The sequence below is a fragment of the Nocardia yamanashiensis genome, assembly GCF_021183565.1.
In the GTDB taxonomy this organism is placed as follows: domain Bacteria; phylum Actinomycetota; class Actinomycetes; order Mycobacteriales; family Mycobacteriaceae; genus Nocardia; species Nocardia yamanashiensis.
This window is the reverse complement of record NZ_CP089226.1, coordinates 6,624,411-6,642,705: the sequence shown is the minus strand read 5'-3', so window position 1 is coordinate 6,642,705 and position 18,295 is coordinate 6,624,411. Positions and strand designations below refer to the sequence as shown.

Sequence of the window (18,295 nt, the reverse complement as noted above, 5' to 3'; positions counted from 1 at the left end):
TGGGGGTCAGCGGGCTCGGCGGTTCAGGCGGGGTTGGTCGAGGACGAAGATGGTGCCTCGGCCGAGGCGGACTATGCCCAGTTCTTCGAGGTCGCGGAGGACTTTGTTGGCGGTGGCGCGGGTGGTGCCGGCCATGGAGGCGAGGTCCTCCTGGGTGAGGCGGACTTCGGGTGGGGCGCCGTTCTCGTCTCCGTAGACGCGGGCCAGGTGGGCCAGGCGGCGGAGGACGCGGGTTTCCACGGGGAGGTAGAGGGCTTCCAGGACGGCGGCGGAGAGGCGGCGGACCTGGGCCGCCAGGGACGTGGTGAGGAAGCGTTCCACCTGGGGGTGTTCGGCTCGGAGGCGTTCGAGCTGGGTGCGGTTGAGGGTGAGGGTCTGGGCGTCGGTGACGGCGACGATGGTGGCGGTGCGGCGGGCGTCGGGGCTCAAAAGTGCTTGTTCGCCGAACATTTCGCCGGGGCCGAGGATCGTGAGGGTGGCGGTGTGGCCCAGCGGCGTGGTCACCCGGACCACCAGGCGGCCGGAAGTGATGAGGTGGACGCAGTCGCCGGGGTCGCCTTCGTGGCAGACGATGTCGCGGCGGCGGAATTTGCGCGGGGTGCAGGCGGCGATGAACTGGCGGCGTTCCTGGGGTGAAAGGCCTTCCAGCAGTTCGAATTCCATTACGGGTGTCCTCCCTTCACCGCAGGGCCGTGAGGCGATACACGGTTACCGGGCGGCTCTTGCCCTTGATGTCGAAGTCGCCCAGGTTTTCCACCTCGGCTCGGGGGCCCAGGCGTTGCCTGGTCAGCGGGCCCACCACCACGGTGCCGGGTTCGGCCAAACCCTCCAAGCGGGCAGCGAGATTGGTGGTGTCGCCGATGGCGGTGAAGTTGCGCATTTCGCGAGCGCCGACATTGCCGACGATGGCGGGGCCGGTGTTCACGCCGACCCGGAACATGGGCCACTCACCGTGGGCGGTCTCGCGGACGGCGGCGGTCGCGCGTTGCAGGGCCAGGCCGGCTCGGGCCGCGCGCAGGGCGTGATCGTGTTGGCGCACCGGGGCATTGAAGATCGCCATCACCGCGTCGCCGACGAACTGCACCACGGTGCCGCCCTCGGCGAGGATCTCGGGGACGATCGCGCCGTAATAGGTGTTCAACATGCGCATGACCTGTACCGGTCCGGCCTTCTCTGCGAACGGTGTGTAACCGCGCAGATCCGCCATGAGCACGCTGACCTCGTGCACCTCGCCGCCCAGTCCGGCTTGCGAGGGGTCGGCCAATAGTGCGGTCGCGACCTGTGGGGACATGTACGAGCGGAACAGGCCGTCCAGTTGCTGGTACAGCCGGGCGTTCTCCAGGACCACCGAGGCCTGGGCGGCGAACGATCGCGCCACCGCGTGCTCCGCCGGGCCCAGCGTTCCGACGGGTGGGCGGGCCAGTTCCAGGATGCCGGTCTGGATTCCCTTGACCAGCAGCGGAAATGCGAACGCGGCCGGATTGGGGGAGCCGCCGTCGGCGAAGACCAGGTGGCCGCCGCGCATGACGCCGATACGGACGACGTCCTGGTCGAAGGCGAAGCCGGCCAGGCGTTGAATCTCGGCGAGCAGCTGGTTCTCGCCGCGAATCACGTTGGCGCGCTCGCCGACCGCCACCAGCGCGCCCAGTCGCCGCACCTGCTCGCGTTCGTTGCCGAGAGCTTGGGCGGCCTGCTGCAGGACGGCCACTTGGCGTTCGGTGAGGCCGAAACGGCGAGCCAGCTGCTGGGCGGCGGGGCCGAGCGGATCTTCGGCCGCGATGCCGCCGGTGGCGCGCTGGTCCAGGGCCGACACCATTTCCTCCAGCGCGCGGGCGTAATCGCGCTGAATGGCGGCGAGGGTGCTGCGCTGGGTGATGCTGTCGAACAGGCCGCGGGCGGAGCCTTCGCGGCGGAAGCTGAGGTGGGCGCTGACCGCGATCAGGACGAAGGCGACGCCCAGCAGGACGTGCCATTCCCACCAGGACACCCGCCAGCTGCGGCCGAAGCCGACGGCGAAGAGGGCCTCGGCGAGCAGGATGAACGCGGTGAGCACCGACAGCAGGACCGTGGCCCGATTGCGCAGGTAGATCCAGATGTAGCAACCGGCCGCGACCAGGTAGCAGGCCGCACCGACGAAAGCCGCGGCGATCAGCGGGCCCTGGGCCTCCGACGGGTCGGGGACCGCGTCGAAGGGCGGCACCCTGGTCAGGGACAGCAGCGCCCAGACCGTCATCAAGGTGAGAGGCAGAGCGGCAAGGAGTTCGGTGAACCGGTGCGCCCGCGCGGTGGGCCCGTATTCCACCACCGAAGCCAATGCCGCCAGCCCGCCCAGCACCATACCGACCGGAACCGCAACCGTGAAGCCCACATTCGGAGTCGACAGGATGACCCCGGGGGTGGCCAGCGCGTGCAGGCCCAGGAAACCCGAATTCAGCTGGAACACCAGGGAAACCAGGATCAGGCGCATATCCCGGTGGGCGCGGGCCGCGCGCAGCAGCAGGATGCCCAGCGCCAGCGAGACCGCGGCCGCACCGAGGATCAACCAGAAGTGCAGGCCGCGATGCTGGAACTCGTGGTCGAGATCCGGATGCGACACCAACAGCCAAAGACCCGCCGCGGGCAGTGCCACATGCACCGCCCACAGCGCGACCCGAATCGCCGACATGCGTTCGTCTCCCCCTGATCGGGTTGGTTCAGGCGGGCGAGAGCGTCACCGGCACGCCGTTGAACACGGCATTCCCGGACGGCGCGTCCACCAGCGAATCATCGGTCAGCACATTGGCGTTCACGCCCGCGTGGGCCCGCGCCACCTGCTGTGTGCTGTCGCCGTGGCCCCAGCCGTGCGGCAGGCTCACCACGCCCGGCATGATGTCCGCCGTCGGCTCCACCTCCACCGTCACCGTTCCGGCCGCCGACTTCACCACGACCAGGCCGTTCAATCCCAGTCGCAGCGCGTCCTCCGGATTGATGTGCAGCGTGCACCGATTCGACCCGCCCACCAGCGGCGGCACATTGTGTAGCCAGCTGTTGTTGGAGCGCAGCTGCCGCCGTCCCACCAACACCATTTCCGGAGCCTCCGCCGCCAGCCGATCCCGCAGCCGCGCAACGTCTTCCAGCAACTGCGCCGGCGCCAGCTCCACCTGCCGCGATGCCGTCAACAATACGCCCGGCAACCGGGACTGCAACGGGCCCAGATCCACGCCGTGCGGATTGTCCAGCAGCACTTGCAGATTGAGTCCGCCCGGCAGCGTTCCATCGCCCGCCGCCTCGCTCGGCGGCTCGTTCAGAGCCCGCGCGGCCATGCCTTGCGCTCCGCCCGCCCATTCGCCGAAGGGACCGAGGCGCAGCATCAGATCGATGCGCTGTTCGGTGGTGTCGTCGCCCAGCAGTTCCGCGCGGCGGTCGGAGAGTCCGGCCTTGTGCAGCGTGCCCGCGATGACGATCTCGTCGACGACGGTGAGCGGATCCAGGCCCTCCTGGGGTTCCTGGCCGGAGACCGCGAGGGCCAGCCGGGCGATCACCTCGGCCTCCGACATCTCACCGTCGCGCAGCGGCACCAGGGGGCGGGAGTACCGGGCGTAGTTGTGGACGGCGAAATTGAGCAGGGCGAAGTCGTAGTGGGGGGCTTGCAGGATGCGCGGCGGGGGCAGGATGACATCCGCGTGGCGGGTGGTCTCGTTGAGATAGCGGTCCACGCTGACCATGAATTCGAGGTCGGCGAAGGCGGCGTCCAGGCGCGCGCCGCTGGGCGCGGACAGCACCGGATTGCCCGCCACCGTGACCATGGCACGGATCTGCCCCTCGCCCGGGGTGAGGATCTCGTCGGCCAGGGTGGCCACCGGGAATTCGCCCATGGCCTCGGGTAGTTCGCGGACGCGGCTGGTCCACCGGGCGGTGCGGAACGGGCGGGTGCGGACGATGCCGAGCGCCGCGCCGGTCGGGAACATGGCGCCGCCCGGGGAGTCCAGATTGCCGGTGAGCACATTGATCACGTCGACCAGCCATTGCGCGACCGTGCCGAACTCCGCGGTGCAGGTGCCGATGCGGGCGTACACGGCGGCGGTCGGGGCGGCGGCGAGTTCGCGGGCCAGGCGGATTACGGTCTCGGCGGGCACGCCGGTGCGCCCGGCCACCACCTCCGGGGTGAAAGGCGCTGCGGCGGCGCGTACTTCGTCGAGGCCGGAGACGCCGACGCGGACCGTGGTCAGGTTCTCGGCGAAGAGCGTGTGGACGATGCCGAACAGCAGGTAGGCGTCACTGCCGGGGCGGATGAACAGGTGCTCGTCGGCCAGTTTGGCGGTGCGGGTGCGGCGCGGATCGACCACCACGAAACGGCCGCCGCGCTGCTTCAGTGCCTTCAGCCGACCCGGGAAATCCGGTGCGGTACACAGTGACCCGTTGGATTCCAGCGGGTTCGCGCCCAGCATGAGCAGATAGTCGGTGCGATCCAGGTCCGGCACCGCCACGGTCAGCGGATCGCCGAACATGAGCCCGCTGGACACCTGCTTCGGCATCTGGTCGGCGGTGCTGGCGGAGAACAGGTTCCGGGTCGCCAGCGCGCGGATGAGCAGCGGCACGTACAGCGCGCCCGCGATGGTGTGCGCGTTCGGATTGCCCAGGTACAGCCCGACCGCCTGATTCCCGTACGCGGCGCTCACCCGCGGCAGCCGCTCGCGGATCACCCCGAAGGCTTCGTCCCAGCTCACGGCCCGCCAGGTATTGCTCGCACGATCGCGAATCATGGGGGCGGTCAGTCGATCCGGGTCCTCGTCCAGGTGCCCGAGGGTGGCTCCCTTCGGGCAGATGAACCCCCGGCTGAACGGATCGGCGTGGTCGCCGCGTATCGACTTGATGTGGTCGCCGGAGTCCAGGGTGAGTTCGAGCCCGCACACCGCCTCGCACAGCGGGCAGGTGCGCAGCAGGTTCCGGCTGCTGTCCGTGGCATGGGTCATAACCAATGATCGCGCGTCGGCCCCGGAGGTGAAACACTTCCGCATCAATGCCGGGTAAGTGTCGGCGCGCTGACACATTTCGCGTGTCGGCGCGGACAGACCCGGGCCGCCGGCGCGACCAGGCTTGCCGTATGCGGTTTCTGGAACGGACACAAGCACTCGACGCACTGCGGACGGCCCGGGCGGACGTCGCGGCCGGCACCGGATCGGTGGTGGCGCTGACCATCGGCGGGGAACCCGGACTGTTCGTGCGGGTCGCCGGGCCCGCCCCGGACGGCGATTCCGCCCGCCCGCTGCCCGGACTCACCGAACGCCAGCAGGACGTGCTGGATCTGGTGTGCGCGGGCCTCACCAACGCCGAGATCGCCGATTACCTGGTGCTGTCGGTGCGCACCGTGGACCACCACGTCTCGGCCATCCTGCGCAAGCTCGGCGTCGCCAATCGCCGCGCGGCCCGAGCGCGCGTCCTCGGCCATACGCCGATGCCCGCCGCGCGCGCTCCGCGAAGGGCCGTGGCGCAACCGCACTCTCGCGCCCTGCGCGTGCTGCGCAGCGCATGAGAAAACAAACGTTGCGAATTCATGTGCAAAGTCCATGAATTCGCAACGTTTTCGATCGGATACGACAAAACCGCGGGTGCCGGGGAGCACTCGCGGTTTTTATCGCTTATTCAGAGCTGGAGATCAGGAGGCGATACGAGCCGCCTGCGGAGCGCCCTTGGCGGCAGCGCGGACAGCCGCGGCGATCGCCACGACCGGAGGCACCCAGCGGGCCTCGTGCGGGGCCACGCCCCAGCAGGCCGCACCGGCGGCCGAGAGCTGAGTCGGCGGCAGCGGGATGCCCGCGCCGTCGGTGTGCACAACAGCCCCTGCGGCGCGCAGCGCCTCGATCGCCATGGCGGCCTTGCTCAGGCCGGTCACCAGGTGGATCTCGCGGCGCTCGGCGCCCGGAATCTCGATGATCGGACCGGTGAGGTCGTTGGCCCGCAGGAACCGACGGATGAAGGCGGCGGTGTCGCCCGTGACCTCGATGCCCGAGATCTGCTCGTCGGTGATCAGGCAGATGCCGTTGGCGGTTTCGTTGACCGTCCAGCCACGCTGGATGTACTCCTGCGCAGATTCCTTGACGGCTGACGAAAGCGTCGTACGCACTGGTTTCTCCATTCCCCGGTAGATCTTTGTCCTGCTCTGTGCGGGGTATCGGTACGAGCGGTTCGGAGCGTTACACGTTCTTTTTCAAATCAGTCCGAATGCGTGGCATGTCGAGACATCTTGCAGACCGCTCGACCCGTTCGGGTCGGTGTCACATTTGCGCCGAGATCGCTGCGCGGCGCCCGCTGCCTGCGATAACGCGCGCCCGGGCGAGCGGGACGCGCGCACCGCGCGGGCCCGCGATTGGGCCCGGCGAATCCGGGAAGTGTTCTAGAACACACCGCGCCACTCTGCCGCCGTGCGGCGGAACCGGTGAGACTGCACACGGCCGAAAAGGTCTGTGGGAGAGGAGCGCGTCGGCATGACCGACCAATCGGGCGGGAACACAGTGGAACTCGAGGAGTTCGAAGAGTTCGAGGCCGAGGGCCGGTGGGCCGCCTTCAAGGAATCCGCGACCCGGCGCATGTCCCGGCGCGCCGCCGAGGAAGGTGAAGAGGAGGAGACCCCGGTCGAACCCTTCGCCAGCCCAGGCGCTTTCGGATCCTGGAGCGTGGACGCCGCCCGCGCGCTGCTGGACGTGCAGTTCCACCGCTCCGCCACCCGCACGCTGCTGCCGCTGGCCTATCTGCTCGGCCTGGCAGGCGCTTTCGCGATCCCGATCACGGGAACCGTACTGCTGTGGCGGGTTTCGATGGTGCTGGGCATCTTGTTCGCGGTGGTGTTCGCCATCCCGCTGGGACTGACCATCGCCGCCGTGGTGCGCCTGTTGCTGGAATTCGTCCTGAACGCCTCCCGGCTGGCTTCCCGGGTGGAGCACATCTCGGATATGGCCGACGATCTCTTCCAGGCGCTTTCCGATGTGGCGGAACCTGTCAATCAGTTGTCCAAAGACGTTCAGGCGGTGCAGTTCTGGCGCTTCCGCCGCCGGTCGTCCCGGAAATAAGGGTACGCAAAGCGGGCATCATATCCACTGGTTTGCTTCGCGCGTGCATGGATCGCTGAGTTCTCCTGTGCAACAATGCGAATCGCACACTGGTATCAGGGGGATTGATGGCACTACCGCAGGGGATTACCGGATCCACCATGCCGCGGCGACAGCTCGGCCGGCAATTGCGTGACCTGCGTAATCGCGCACGCATGACGACGCGGGTCGCCGCCCAGCGGCTGGAATGGTCCGAGGCCAAGATCTGGCGCATCGAAACTGGGCAGACGTCGCTGCGCAGCCTGGACGTCGAGGCCATGTGCCGGATCTACGGCGCGCCCGAGGACGCCATCGCCCCGCTCACCGCGCTGGCCCGGGAGACCAAGGCGCGCGGCTGGTGGACCGAGTTCAGCGATGTGATCGACGAGGGCTACGAGGTCTATATCGGCCTCGAGGAGGCCGCGGCCCGGCTCACCACCTACGAGAACGAGCTGATTCCGGGACTCCTGCAGACCGAGGGCTATATGCGCGCGGTGCTGGCGGGTGCGTATCCGGGCATCACCGCCGAGCAGATGGACCGCCGGGTGCGGGTGCGCACCGCGCGCCAGGCCCTGCTGTCCCGGCCGGATTCGCCGTTGCAGGTGGATGTGGTGATCTCCGAGGCGGTGCTGTGGCATCGCATCGGCGGTGACGAGGTGGTGGTGGAGCAGCTGGAGCGGCTGCGCCGGCTGGGCGAGCTGCCCAATGTGCGGCTGCGCATCGTCCCGGCGGACTGCGGGTATCACCACGGCATGGATGCCGGGCGCTTCGTGCTGCTCGAATTCCCCGGCGCCGCAGGCCATCCCACCGAACCGCCGGTGGTGTACGTGGAGGCGCTGACGGGGTCGTCGTATCTCGACAAGGAGCCCGATGTGGAGCGCTACCGGGAGGCTTTCACCGGGGTCACCTCGATCGCCGTGGACGCACTGCCGATGATCGAGACGATCCGCGCGTCGGTGTAGGACCGAAGCGCAGGGGCCGGGGGCAATCACCCTCGGCCCCTGCGGCTTTCAGTGCAGTACCTGCTCCAGTACGGAGCGATGCGTCGGCACGGCCTGCTTGTGCAGCTCCCGGCCCTTGTCGGTGAGGCAGACGAAGATCGCGCGGCGATCGTTGGTACACAGCGAACGCGCCACCAGCCCGTCCTTCTCCAAGCGGGCGACCGCACGCGACAACGCACTCTGACTGAGGTGGATGTCGTTGGCGAGATCGCTCATCTTGTAGTTCTCCCCGCCGGCATCGATGAGCCGGTCCAGGGTCTCGAATTCGCTGAGCCCGAGGTTGTGGCGTCCTTGCAGTTCTTTTTCGAGAGCGCACGAGGTCGTCGCGTGCCGGGCCAGTAGATCGCGCCACTCACTCACCAAGCCCGTGGGATGGGTGAGATCCACGGACGAGGCGACATGCGCTGTCGACTTCGGCATGGCCGCCATCTTAGTGCGTCCCGCAAATCATGCAAGCGCATTAAATGCTTGTGCATTTGATGCGTGCGCATGTACTGTCCTCTCTCGTGACTTCCACCGAGACCTTCCGCCCATCAGCGGTCGCCGCTGATTCCTCGCAGTGGCCAATTCGGCTCTGGGGCATGCTCATCACCCTCTGCATCGTGCTGTTCCTGGACGGCCTCGACGTGTCGATGATCGGCGTCGCCCTTCCTTCCATCGGTACCGAACTCAACTTGGAGACCTCCACCCTGCAGTGGCTGGTCAGCGGTTACGTCCTCGGCTACGGCGGCCTGCTGCTGCTGGGCGGGCGCACCGCGGACCTGCTCGGCCGCCGCAAGGTCTTCCTGATCGCCCTCGCGGTCTTCGCCCTGGCCTCGCTGGCCGGCGCGCTGGTCAGCTCGGGCCCGCTGCTCATCCTGACCCGCTTCATCAAGGGCCTGGCCGCCGCGTTCACCGCGCCGACCGGTCTGTCGATCATCACCACCAACTTCCCCGAGGGCCCGGCCCGTAACAAGGCGCTGTCCATCTACACCGTGTTCGGTGCGGGCGGCTACTCAATGGGCCTGCTCTTCGGCGGTCTGATGACCGGTCTCGGCTGGCGCTGGACCTTCCTGCTGCCCGTCCCGATCGCCATCGCCGCGCTGGTCGCCGCGTTCTACCTGGTGCCCAAGGACAAGCCCGCCGAAGAGGGCGGACACGATCTGTTCGGCGCGCTGCTGTCCACCGCGGGCATGCTGCTGCTGGTCTACACCGTGGTCTCGGCGCCGGAAGCCGGTTGGGCCTCGGCTCGCACCATCGGTTCCTTCGTCGCCGTGGTGGTGCTGTTCGCCGCCTTCGTCTACGTGGAGAACAAGGTCAAGTACCCGCTGGTGCGCCTCGGCATCCTGAAGAAGGGCTCGCTGGTCCGGGCCAGCCTGGCCATCATCGCGGTCGGCGGTTCGTACTTCTCGTGGCAGTTCATCACCACCCTGTACCTGCAGGACACCCTCGGCTGGTCCCCGCTGAAGCTGGCCCTGGCGCTGCTGCCGGTCGGTCTGCTGGTGGTCGCCTCCGCGTTCGTCTCGGACAAGCTGGTCGATCGCTTCGGCACCGGGCCGATCATCGCCGTCACCCTGGTGATCATGTCGGTGGGCTACCTGCTGTACCTGCGCCTGGACACCGCGCCGGACTACCTGACCATGCTGCTGCCCGCGGTGCTGCTGGTCGGTATCGGCTGGGTCGGCTTCCCGGCCATCAATATCCAGGCCACCAGCGGTATCGACGATGACGAGCAGGGTCTGGCGGCAGGCGTGCTGCAGACCGCCATGCAGGTCGGCGCGGCCATCGTGCTCGCGGTGACCACGGCCATCGTCACCTCCGGCGCGCACACCGACCGGAGCCCGCAGGCCATGCTCGACACCTACAAGCCGGGCCTGGAATTCGCCGCCGGCGTCGCCATCGTCGGCGCCCTGGTCGCCCTCTCGGTCTACCTGCCCAAGCGGCGGGCCAAGGCCGAAGCGCGGGAAGAGGATCGCGAATTGGAGCTCGTCGGCTGATCCGCAGCAGCCGATGAAGAAGGGCCCGGGGACACTGTCCCCGGGCCCTCGGCGCGTCCGGTATCAGCCGCGCAGTGACGAGAGTCCGGGCGCGGCAGCGTCTTTCGCCGACCGGATGAATTCGAGCGGTTCGCCGTCGCGCCCCACGGCCGGCCATTCGATGGCCAGCTCCGGATCGAAAGCGTCCAGGTCACGGTCGAATTCGGGGGAGTACTCCAGTGAGCAGAGATAGTTGACGGTGGAGTTGTCCTCCAGCGACAGTAGCGCGTGCCCCAGCCCCTCGGCCAGGAACACCGACTTGCGCTCCACATCGTCGATCACGACCGCGTCCCACTTGCCGAAGGTCGGGGAGTCGCGACGCAGATCCACCACCACATCCAGGAACGCCCCGCGTACGCACGTCACGTACTTCGCCTGTCCCGGCGGATCTTCCGTGTAGTGGATGCCGCGCAGCACGCCCGCCGCCGAGGTGGAGACATTGACCTGCATGAGATCGAACGGCCGCCCCACCGCCTTCTCGAATTCCGAGGCCTTGAACGCTTCGGTGAAAACCCCGCGCTCGTCGCCGTGCAGGCGCGGCGTGAACTCCCACGCCCCCGGAATGCCCAGTTCGCGAATCCGCATCTCTACTCCCACGCCCGTCCGTGATCGAGCAGGCTGTACAGGTATTTCCCGTAGCCGGAGCGCAGCAGCGGTTCCGCCAGCCTGCGCAGCTGTTCGTCGTCGATGAAGCCCATCCGCCAGGCCACTTCCTCGGGCACCCCGATCTTCAGGCCCTGTCGCTCCTCGATGGTGCGCACGTAATTGGCGGCGTCGAGCAGGGAGTCGAAGGTGCCGGTGTCGAGCCAGGCGGTGCCGCGGGCGAGCACGTCCACCTGCAAACGGCCCTGCTCCAGATAGGTCCGGTTGATATCGGTGATCTCGTATTCGCCGCGATCGGACGGCTTCAGGTCGCGGGCGATGGCCAGCACGTCGTTGTCATAGAAATACAGCCCTGGAATCGCGTAGTTCGAGCGCGGCCGGACCGGTTTCTCCTCGATGGAGATGGCCTTGCCGTCAGCGAACTCCACCACGCCGTAGGCGGTCGGATCCGAGACCCGGTAGGCGAAGACCGCGCCGCCGTCGATGTCGTGGAAGCGATTCAGCTTCATGCCGAGCCCGGGCCCGTGGAAGATGTTGTCGCCCAGCACGAGTGCCGCGGAGTCGGTGCCGATATGGTCCGCGCCGAGCACGAAGGCCCGCGCCAGTCCGTCGGGTTCCGGCTGCACCACATAGGAAATGGACAGCCCGAACTGGCTGCCGTCGCCCAGCAGGCGCGCGAAGGCGGCGCTGTCCTCGGGGGTGGTGATGACCAGGATGTCCCGGATCCCCGCCAGCATGAGCGTGGACAGGGGGTAGTAGACCATCGGCTTGTCGTAGACCGGGACCAGCTGCTTGCTCACTCCGCGCGTGATCGGATGCAGCCGCGAGCCCGTGCCACCGGCCAGGATGATTCCGCGCATGTCACGAGAGTCTGCCAGTTCGGTCCCGAGCATGACGGGTCAGGTTCCGAGTCGACGGCGAATCGGTCACGCCGGTTTGCCGCTATACGGAATGGTCCATAAGTGTTGCGTAGGTCACGTTCTCATGGTGTTCTGAAATGACGCTATGTGAGATGTCAGCGCCGACTCTCTTGCGCCGGGTCCGAGCCGCGTGCTCCGGTCCCCCGGAACGAACGGCTCGGCGCGCCAACAACGAGGTAGGTGCGCGATGACCAACGACACTGCGGTCGCGAATCCCGATCGAATCAGCGCGGCGGCGCGGGCGCTGGCCATGGCCTGCCGCACCATGATCCGGCCCGCGGGCGAATTGGTCCCCGTCACCATGGGATCCATGCCCGTCGCCCAGGCGGTGATCAACAATCTCGCCAAGATGCGTCCCGCTCCCCGGGGTGTGGAACGGGAACAGGTGCGGCTCAACGGCTTCCGCATGGAGATCGTGCGGCCCGCGGGCGCGCGCAAATCCCTGCGCGACGGCGCCATCATGTACATGCACGGCGGCGGGTTCTTCCTGTGCGGCCTGGACACCCATCGGCCCGTGGTGGCGGCGCTGGCGCGCAAGACCGGGCTGCCGGTGGTGAGCATCGAATACCGGCAGTTGCCCGACACCGATATCGCCGGTTCGGTCACCGACTGCCTCACCGCCTACAAATGGCTGCTGGCGCACGGCGTTCCGGCGTCGCGCATCGTCTTCGCCGGTGATTCGGCGGGCGGCTACATGACCTTCGCGACCGCCCTGCGCGCCCGCGACGCCGGGCTTCCGGTCCCCGCCGGACTGGTGGGCCTGTGTCCCGCACTGGATCTGGACTGCACCGAGAAGCGCGCCCACCCCAACTACCACCGTGATTCGCTGATCCCGCTGTCCGCGCTGGAACAGGTGGTGGCGATCGGCGCGGCCCGCGACGGTTACCTGGATCCGCGCCTGTCCCCGGTCAACAATGTGCTGGCGGGCCTGCCCCCGGCCCTGCTGATCGTCGCCGAAGACGAAGTCCTGCGCCGCGACAGCGAGATCATGGCCCAGCGGCTCGCCGAATCGGGCGTGCCCGCCACCCTGGAGGTCTGGCGCGGCCAGGTGCACGCCTTCATGGCCATCTTCCCGAACATGCCGGAAAGCCGGGCCGCCCTGGCCCACGTGGCCCAATTCGTCCGCGCCCGCATCGATTCCACCCAGATCGCGCGTTCCGCCTAGACGTCAGGCGGGGCCGTCTGAATCCGTTCGGCGGGACCGGCTGCAAAAAGACGAATCCCCACCCGGGTGGTCCGGGTGGGGATTCGTTTTGCGCGTCAGGCGAATTACTTGGCCGGCGCGGTGAAGGGCTGGTTGATGGTGGTGAAGTACTGCACCGCCGCCGCGATGGCGACCGGGGCGGTCACGAAGATCTGACCGGCCAGCACACCCAGGAAGCCGACGGCGGCGGCACCGGCGATGCAACCACCGATCGGGCCCAGGCCGAACAGGGTGGCCAGCGCGCCGGTGGCGACGACGCCGAGGGCCGCACCCGCGACACAGCCGAGGGCCGCGCCACCGATACCACCGACCAGGGTGCCGATGGTGGCGCCCATGGAGATGGTGTCCTTCAGGCGGTTCCAGGCGGCCTGCTCACGGTCGTACTCGTTCTTCCAGGGAGCCTGGTTCTCGTACGGCAGGGCGACGGGCTTGTAGACGGCGTGCGCCTCGTCGTACTGCGGGGTCAGGGTGGCGGTGTTGCCGGCGATCTCGGCGGCGATCGGGAACTCGAAGTCGTCGACGCGGAACTTCAGCTCGGTGCCGGCGACGGTGGTGCCGTTGGCGGCCTGGATCTTGAAGACGCCGTTGTCGTTGACCAGCGAGCCGACGTCGGTCCGGATGACGACCTGGCCGTTCTCGGACTGGGTGGCGGCGTAGTTGACGGCGCCGTTGTCGGCCGCGGCCGGGGCGGCGTTCACGGTGCCGGCGGTGACGCCCATGGCAGCGATCAGCAGCGCCGAGGTAGCGGCGAATTTCCTCATCAGCATTTGGTGAAACCTCATCGAAGAGCTCGGGGGGACAGGAGGAATCGAAATCGAGATCAGCTAACGAGCGGTGAACCGACTGTGACCGTTAGTTCAAATTCCGTTCACCATCGCGATCACGCGCTTCGGGAGGTTCCGGAAATGCGCTGCGTGCGTATGGTTTTCATGGATAGCACGGATCCACCGGTCCGTTACCCCTGGGTCTGTTTGTGATGAAGGTCACACGCGTCACTTGAAAAGTCTCAGGCTTTTCGCGGTGAAACTCCCGCCGCTTCGGCGTAATTGCGACATTTGGGATGGCGCCGCTGTTTCGGCGCGGATATTTTGTTTCCTTCTCGTGTCCGATTCCGCTCACCCTCGAGCCGTATCCCGTGTAATGCCCGCAACCTGTCCGGCCCCGCACCCGATCGCTTCCCGCGCCGCGTAGGGTTTCGGTGTGCGACTGCTCGTAACCGGAGGTGCCGGCTTCATCGGCGCGAACTTCGTTCACCAGACCGTGACGCGCCGACCGGGCGTGCACGTGACCGTGCTCGACAAACTCACCTATGCCGGCAATCGAGACTCGCTGGCTCCCATCGCGGATCGAATCGAGTTCGTGCACGGCGACATCGCCGATACCGCACTGGTGGATCGCCTGGTCGGCGGTGTGGACGCGGTGGTGCATTTCGCCGCCGAATCCCACAACGACAATTCGCTCGCCGATCCGTGGCCGTTCATCCAGACCAATATCGTCGGTACCTATTCGCTGCTGCAGGCGGTGCGCCGGCATCAGGTGCGCTATCACCACATCTCCACCGACGAGGTGTACGGCGATCTCGAACTCGACGATCCCGCCGCATTCACCGAGGTCACGCCCTACAACCCGTCCAGCCCGTATTCGGCGTCCAAAGCCTCGAGCGACATGCTGGTGCGTTCCTGGGTGCGTTCTTTCGGCGTGCGGGCGACAATCTCCAACTGCTCCAACAACTATGGGCCGTACCAGCATGTGGAGAAATTCATCCCACGCCAGATCACCAATCTGATCGACGGTATCCGGCCGCGGCTCTACGGCGCCGGACATCAGGTCCGCGACTGGATTCACGTGGACGATCACAACAGCGCGGTATGGGAAATCCTGGAGCGCGGCCGCATCGGCCAGACCTATCTGATCGGCGCCGACGGGGAACGCGACAACAAGTCCGTGGTGCGGCTGATCCTGGAGGCATTCGGCCGCAGCCCCGACGACTTCGACCACGTCACCGACCGCCCCGGGCACGACCTGCGGTACGCCATCGACTCCACCCTGCTGCGCACCGAACTCGGCTGGGAACCGGAATACCGCGACTTCCGCAAGGGCCTGGACGCCACCATCGACTGGTACCGCGAACACGAATCCTGGTGGCGTCCACAGAAAGCCGCAACCGAGAACGCCTACGCCGCCGCGGGCGAGAAAGTCCTCTAGGACGTCAACCGATCCGCGCGGTAGGTCACGAACGCCATTTCGGACCCATCGCCGACATCGTGGCGATGGGTCGCGAAATCAGCCCCAGACGATGGTGGAGTACTTGACCACGGCGGCGATCAGGGCGATGGACGTCGCCGCCACCACCGCGATGGCCGGACCCCGGGTGGGCACCCGGCCCTCGGTGTCGGTGAGCCGCAACGGCATCCAGCGCAACACCACAGCGAATCCGAGAATGGTGAGCGGCACGAAGTACCGGCCCTGGACGCCGTCGATAATGAAATAGCCGACGGGCGTGAAGGACATGTACAGCGTCACATAGATCATCGCGACGCTCGCCAGAATGGTCAGCGCCACCGCCCAGGTGCGCAGCCGGTTCGCGTTCGCGGCGGTGAAACGATCCGCGATGCCGATGCTGACGGTGAACGCCAGCAGGCTCGCCACGATGGTCAGCGCGGGCACGTCGATATAGGCGAAGCCGAGCTCACCGAAGAACTGGGTGAACCAGCGCTGATCGCGGCGGGCGATGGAATCGCCGAACACGGACAGGAATTGCAGCGGATCGCCGAGGATCTCCTTCAGCTGATCGCCCGGGCGCACCGAACCCCACTGGTTCTCCGGCCGCATCAGGCTCATGCCGTCCCCGGTCGGCGCGGCGATCTTCATCCACACCGCGAAGGACAATCCGCCGACGGCCGCGGCCGCCCACGGCAGCACGCGCTGCCACACCGCGACCCGGTCGGTCCCGCCGAAACCGAAGCGGCTCGGCGGAATCAGCACGGTCAGCATGGCGATCAGCACGTAGGTCGGCTTGCACACCGGCAGCAGCACGGTGGCGGCCAGCGCCGCCACGGTTTCCGGCTTGGACAGCCGCTGCCCGAGGAACAGGCCCTTGACCACCGCGATCGAAACCAGCACGGCCAGTGCGTTGGTCACGGTGTCGGCGGTGACGGTGCCCGCCTGGAACAGCGCGATGGGCAGCACCGCGACGGTGAACGCCAGCCACTGCACCCGATGCCCGCGCAGCATGCGCAGCGCGAAGCCGACGATCACCAGGTAGGCCAGCAGCCCGGCCCAGCGGGTGGCCAGCACGGTGCCGCCGACGCTCAGGTCGAGGGCCTGCGCGATCCGCAGGCCGGCCGCGGGCGGCAGGTACGGGACGGGGGAGTAGGCCGCGGTATTGGTGAACCAGACCTGGGTGGTGGTGGCCGAGACCGGGGCGGAGCCGAGCAGGTCGTAGGCCTTGCGATCGGCGACCATCGGCTCGGGTTCGTCATTGTTGTTGCGGTAGTCGTCGAACGCGTAGCTCATCAGCGCGTCGATGCTGACCGGAACGTCGCCGCCCCAGGCCGGGCCGCGATCGTCATGGATCTTCTCGGGCAGGAAACCGCCCTGCGAGACCTGGTAGGCGCGGCCGAACTGGGTGATCTCGTCGTGGCCCCAGAACGGCGGGGTGAGCACCGACCAGACCGCGCCGAAGATGCCCGCGATCAGTACGAAAGCCACTGCGGCAGCGCCGAAACGCGAGTCCACGCGCTCGAACAGGCTGCCCCGCGGGGCGGCCGGCGCCGGTTTCGCCTGCGCGGCAGCCGTTTCCGGCGCGGCGGTGGCGGATTCGGCTGGGGCGGCGGTCGTTTCCGGCCGCTCGTGCTCGGGTTCGGTGGTCTCGGGTGTTTCGCGAACCGTCATCGCCGCGATCCGCCGATGCGCTCGACCACGGGTTCGGTTTCACCGACCGCCGTGTAGCGCAGGTAGACCAGCCGGGCCGCCTCGTGCCGGGAACGCTTGATGCCGTCCAGGATCAGACCCGCCGTCCAGGCCAGGCTGCCCAGCAGCAGCAGCGTGAAGCCGAGGAACAGCGTCGGGAAACGCGGCACCTCGTGAATCCGGTAGAACTCGATCACGATCGGGGTGATCAGGATGACCGAGATGATCCAGGCCAGGGTGCCGAACAGGCCGTAGAACGCGACCGGCCGCTCGTGCCGGGCCAGGCCGACGATCAGGCGCAGGATCTTGAAGCCGTCGTGATAGGTGCGCAGCTTGGATTCGCTGCCCGCCGGGCGATCCTTGAAGCCGACCGGCACCGCGGTCTGCGGCACCCGCAGATGCTGCGAATGCACCGTCAGCTCGGTCTCGATCTCGAATTCGCGCGAGACCGCCGGGAAGCTCTTCACGAACCGCCGCGAGAACACGCGGTAGCCGGACAGCATGTCCTCGACGTTCTCGCCGAACACCTTGCCGACCACGCCGTTGAGCACCTTGTTGCCGGTCTCGTGGCCGGCCCGGTAGGCGCTCTCGCCCTCCAGTTCGCGGCGCACACCCAGCACGTGGTCGTACGGGCCGTCGAGCAAAGTCTTGATCATGAGCGGCGCGGCGGCCGCGTCGTAGGTGTCGTCGCCGTCGACCATCAAATAGATGTCGGCCTCGATATCGGCGAAGGCGCGGCGGACCACATTGCCCTTGCCCTTGCGATATTCGGTGCGCACGATCGCCCCCGCTTCGCGCGCGCGTTCCGCGGTCGCGTCGGTCGAGCGATTGTCGTAGACGTATACGACGATGCCCGGTACGGCGGCCTTCAGGTCGGTGACGACTTTCGCGACCGCTGCCTCTTCGTTGTGGCACGGCACGATGGCGGCAATGCGAAGCTCGGTGGAGTCCACCCGGTCAATCCTCTGATCGGAAGGCGAATACGAACACGGGGAGGGTACCCGACCTTCGCGGGTATATGGGTGGCGCGGGCTGGGGTACCGTCGCCGGGTGTCCAGCAGTGAGGTCGGAATGTCCGAGGCGGAGCCGGCGATCGTGAACGAACCCAAGACCCTCGGCGGGCGCTTGAAAGCGCTCCTGAGCGGTGGCATCGGCGCATTCGTGGTGGTCGGGGGCATCGGATTCCTGGTCGACGCGGGCACCTACAACGCGCTGGTGTTCTGGGGCGGGACGGGGCCGATGCACGACGCGCCGGTGCCGGCGAAGATCATCGCGATTCTCACCGCGACCGTGGTCACCTATTTCGGCAACAAATGGTGGACCTATTCCGATCACGAGAGCGGCAATAACGGCCGTCACATAGTCGTATACGCACTTCTCAACGTGATCGCCATCGGCTTGCAGGCGGCCTGCCTCGGCTTCTCCCGCTATGTGCTCGGACTGGACAGTCCCTTGGCGGACAACATCTCTGGCACCTTGGTCGGCCAGGCCGTCGCCATGGGGTTCCGTTACTGGGCATACGGGAAATTCGTCTTCACCGGGAGCCGGGAAAATCGGGAGTGACGCGGGTTCGCGC

At 67.5% G+C, this 18,295-nt stretch carries 17 protein-coding genes; 7 read left to right on the top strand and 10 right to left on the bottom strand.

Going from position 1 to position 18,295, the window contains the following annotated elements; genetic code table 11:
• Positions 1-6: 6 nt before the first annotated feature.
• Genes LTV02_RS30685 through LTV02_RS30675 form a run of 3 tightly spaced genes read right to left on the bottom strand, consistent with a single transcriptional unit; the run spans position 7 to position 4,952 of the window.
• The gene (locus LTV02_RS30685) at positions 7-663 is read right to left on the bottom strand and encodes a Crp/Fnr family transcriptional regulator (RefSeq protein ID WP_233035243.1); all 657 of its coding nucleotides are present in this window, start codon (positions 661-663) and stop codon (positions 7-9) included.
• 16 nt (positions 664-679) lie between these two features.
• On the bottom strand, positions 680-2,665 hold the full coding sequence (locus tag LTV02_RS30680) for an adenylate/guanylate cyclase domain-containing protein (protein ID WP_233035242.1): 1,986 nt from the start codon (positions 2,663-2,665) through the stop codon (positions 680-682).
• Positions 2,666-2,693: 28 nt separating this feature from the next.
• On the bottom strand, positions 2,694-4,952 hold the full coding sequence (locus LTV02_RS30675) for a molybdopterin-dependent oxidoreductase (protein ID WP_233035241.1): 2,259 nt from the start codon (positions 4,950-4,952) through the stop codon (positions 2,694-2,696).
• A 131-nt stretch (positions 4,953-5,083) separates the two neighbouring features.
• Here LTV02_RS30675 and LTV02_RS30670 point away from each other — a divergent pair, with 131 nt between their 5' ends.
• Positions 5,084-5,512, top strand: a complete 429-nt coding sequence (locus tag LTV02_RS30670; protein WP_067718224.1) for a helix-turn-helix domain-containing protein — start codon at positions 5,084-5,086, stop codon at positions 5,510-5,512.
• Positions 5,513-5,635: 123 nt separating this feature from the next.
• Here the strand turns inward: LTV02_RS30670 and LTV02_RS30665 are convergent, their stop codons facing one another.
• Positions 5,636-6,115, bottom strand: coding sequence for a hypothetical protein (locus LTV02_RS30665; RefSeq protein WP_157762472.1), 480 nt, complete (start codon positions 6,113-6,115; stop codon positions 5,636-5,638).
• 349 nt (positions 6,116-6,464) lie between these two features.
• Here LTV02_RS30665 and LTV02_RS30660 point away from each other — a divergent pair, with 349 nt between their 5' ends.
• Together LTV02_RS30660 and LTV02_RS30655 are read left to right on the top strand one after the other, a co-directional pair.
• Positions 6,465-7,046, top strand: a complete 582-nt coding sequence (locus tag LTV02_RS30660; protein WP_067718226.1) for a DUF4282 domain-containing protein — start codon at positions 6,465-6,467, stop codon at positions 7,044-7,046.
• Between the two features lie 107 nt (positions 7,047-7,153).
• On the top strand, positions 7,154-8,026 hold the full coding sequence (locus LTV02_RS30655; RefSeq protein WP_233035240.1) for a helix-turn-helix domain-containing protein: 873 nt from the start codon (positions 7,154-7,156) through the stop codon (positions 8,024-8,026).
• Positions 8,027-8,074: 48 nt separating this feature from the next.
• On the opposite strand, the gene LTV02_RS30650 is transcribed toward LTV02_RS30655, so the two are convergent.
• A complete protein-coding gene (locus LTV02_RS30650; protein ID WP_233035239.1) occupies positions 8,075-8,485 on the bottom strand; it encodes a MarR family transcriptional regulator in 411 nt (136 codons plus the stop codon).
• A gap of 59 nt (positions 8,486-8,544) precedes the next feature.
• On the opposite strand from LTV02_RS30650, the gene LTV02_RS30645 reads away from it, so the two are divergent.
• On the top strand, positions 8,545-10,041 hold the full coding sequence (locus tag LTV02_RS30645) for an MFS transporter (RefSeq protein WP_408639276.1): 1,497 nt from the start codon (positions 8,545-8,547) through the stop codon (positions 10,039-10,041).
• A 63-nt stretch (positions 10,042-10,104) separates the two neighbouring features.
• Here LTV02_RS30645 and LTV02_RS30640 read toward each other — a convergent pair whose 3' ends face one another.
• Together LTV02_RS30640 and rfbA are read right to left on the bottom strand one after the other, a co-directional pair.
• On the bottom strand, positions 10,105-10,665 hold the full coding sequence (locus tag LTV02_RS30640) for a dTDP-4-dehydrorhamnose 3,5-epimerase family protein (RefSeq protein ID WP_233035237.1): 561 nt from the start codon (positions 10,663-10,665) through the stop codon (positions 10,105-10,107).
• A 2-nt stretch (positions 10,666-10,667) separates the two neighbouring features.
• A complete protein-coding gene (gene rfbA / locus LTV02_RS30635; protein WP_233035236.1) occupies positions 10,668-11,543 on the bottom strand; it encodes a glucose-1-phosphate thymidylyltransferase RfbA in 876 nt (291 codons plus the stop codon).
• Between the two features lie 247 nt (positions 11,544-11,790).
• On the opposite strand from rfbA, the gene LTV02_RS30630 reads away from it, so the two are divergent.
• Positions 11,791-12,768 carry an alpha/beta hydrolase gene (locus LTV02_RS30630; RefSeq protein ID WP_067718237.1) on the top strand — a complete coding sequence of 326 codons (978 nt, stop codon included), beginning with the start codon at positions 11,791-11,793 and terminating at the stop codon, positions 12,766-12,768.
• 104 nt (positions 12,769-12,872) lie between these two features.
• On the opposite strand, the gene LTV02_RS30625 is transcribed toward LTV02_RS30630, so the two are convergent.
• Entirely contained in the window at positions 12,873-13,574 is a 702-nt protein-coding gene (locus tag LTV02_RS30625) for a hypothetical protein (RefSeq protein ID WP_067718239.1), read from the bottom strand.
• Between the two features lie 433 nt (positions 13,575-14,007).
• Here LTV02_RS30625 and rfbB point away from each other — a divergent pair, with 433 nt between their 5' ends.
• Positions 14,008-15,012, top strand: coding sequence for a dTDP-glucose 4,6-dehydratase (rfbB, locus tag LTV02_RS30620; RefSeq protein ID WP_233035235.1), 1,005 nt, complete (start codon positions 14,008-14,010; stop codon positions 15,010-15,012).
• A 78-nt stretch (positions 15,013-15,090) separates the two neighbouring features.
• Here rfbB and LTV02_RS30615 read toward each other — a convergent pair whose 3' ends face one another.
• Positions 15,091-16,701, bottom strand: a complete 1,611-nt coding sequence (locus LTV02_RS30615) for a DUF2142 domain-containing protein (RefSeq protein ID WP_233035234.1) — start codon at positions 16,699-16,701, stop codon at positions 15,091-15,093.
• Positions 16,698-17,672 (bottom strand): glycosyltransferase, encoded by a 975-nt coding sequence (locus tag LTV02_RS30610; protein WP_233035233.1) that lies wholly within the window; start codon positions 17,670-17,672, stop codon positions 16,698-16,700. Before LTV02_RS30610 ends, LTV02_RS30615 begins: the two co-directional genes overlap by 4 nt.
• 97 nt (positions 17,673-17,769) lie before the next feature.
• On the opposite strand from LTV02_RS30610, the gene LTV02_RS30605 reads away from it, so the two are divergent.
• Entirely contained in the window at positions 17,770-18,282 is a 513-nt protein-coding gene (locus LTV02_RS30605; protein ID WP_233035232.1) for a GtrA family protein, read from the top strand.
• Positions 18,283-18,295: the final 13 nt, after the last annotated feature.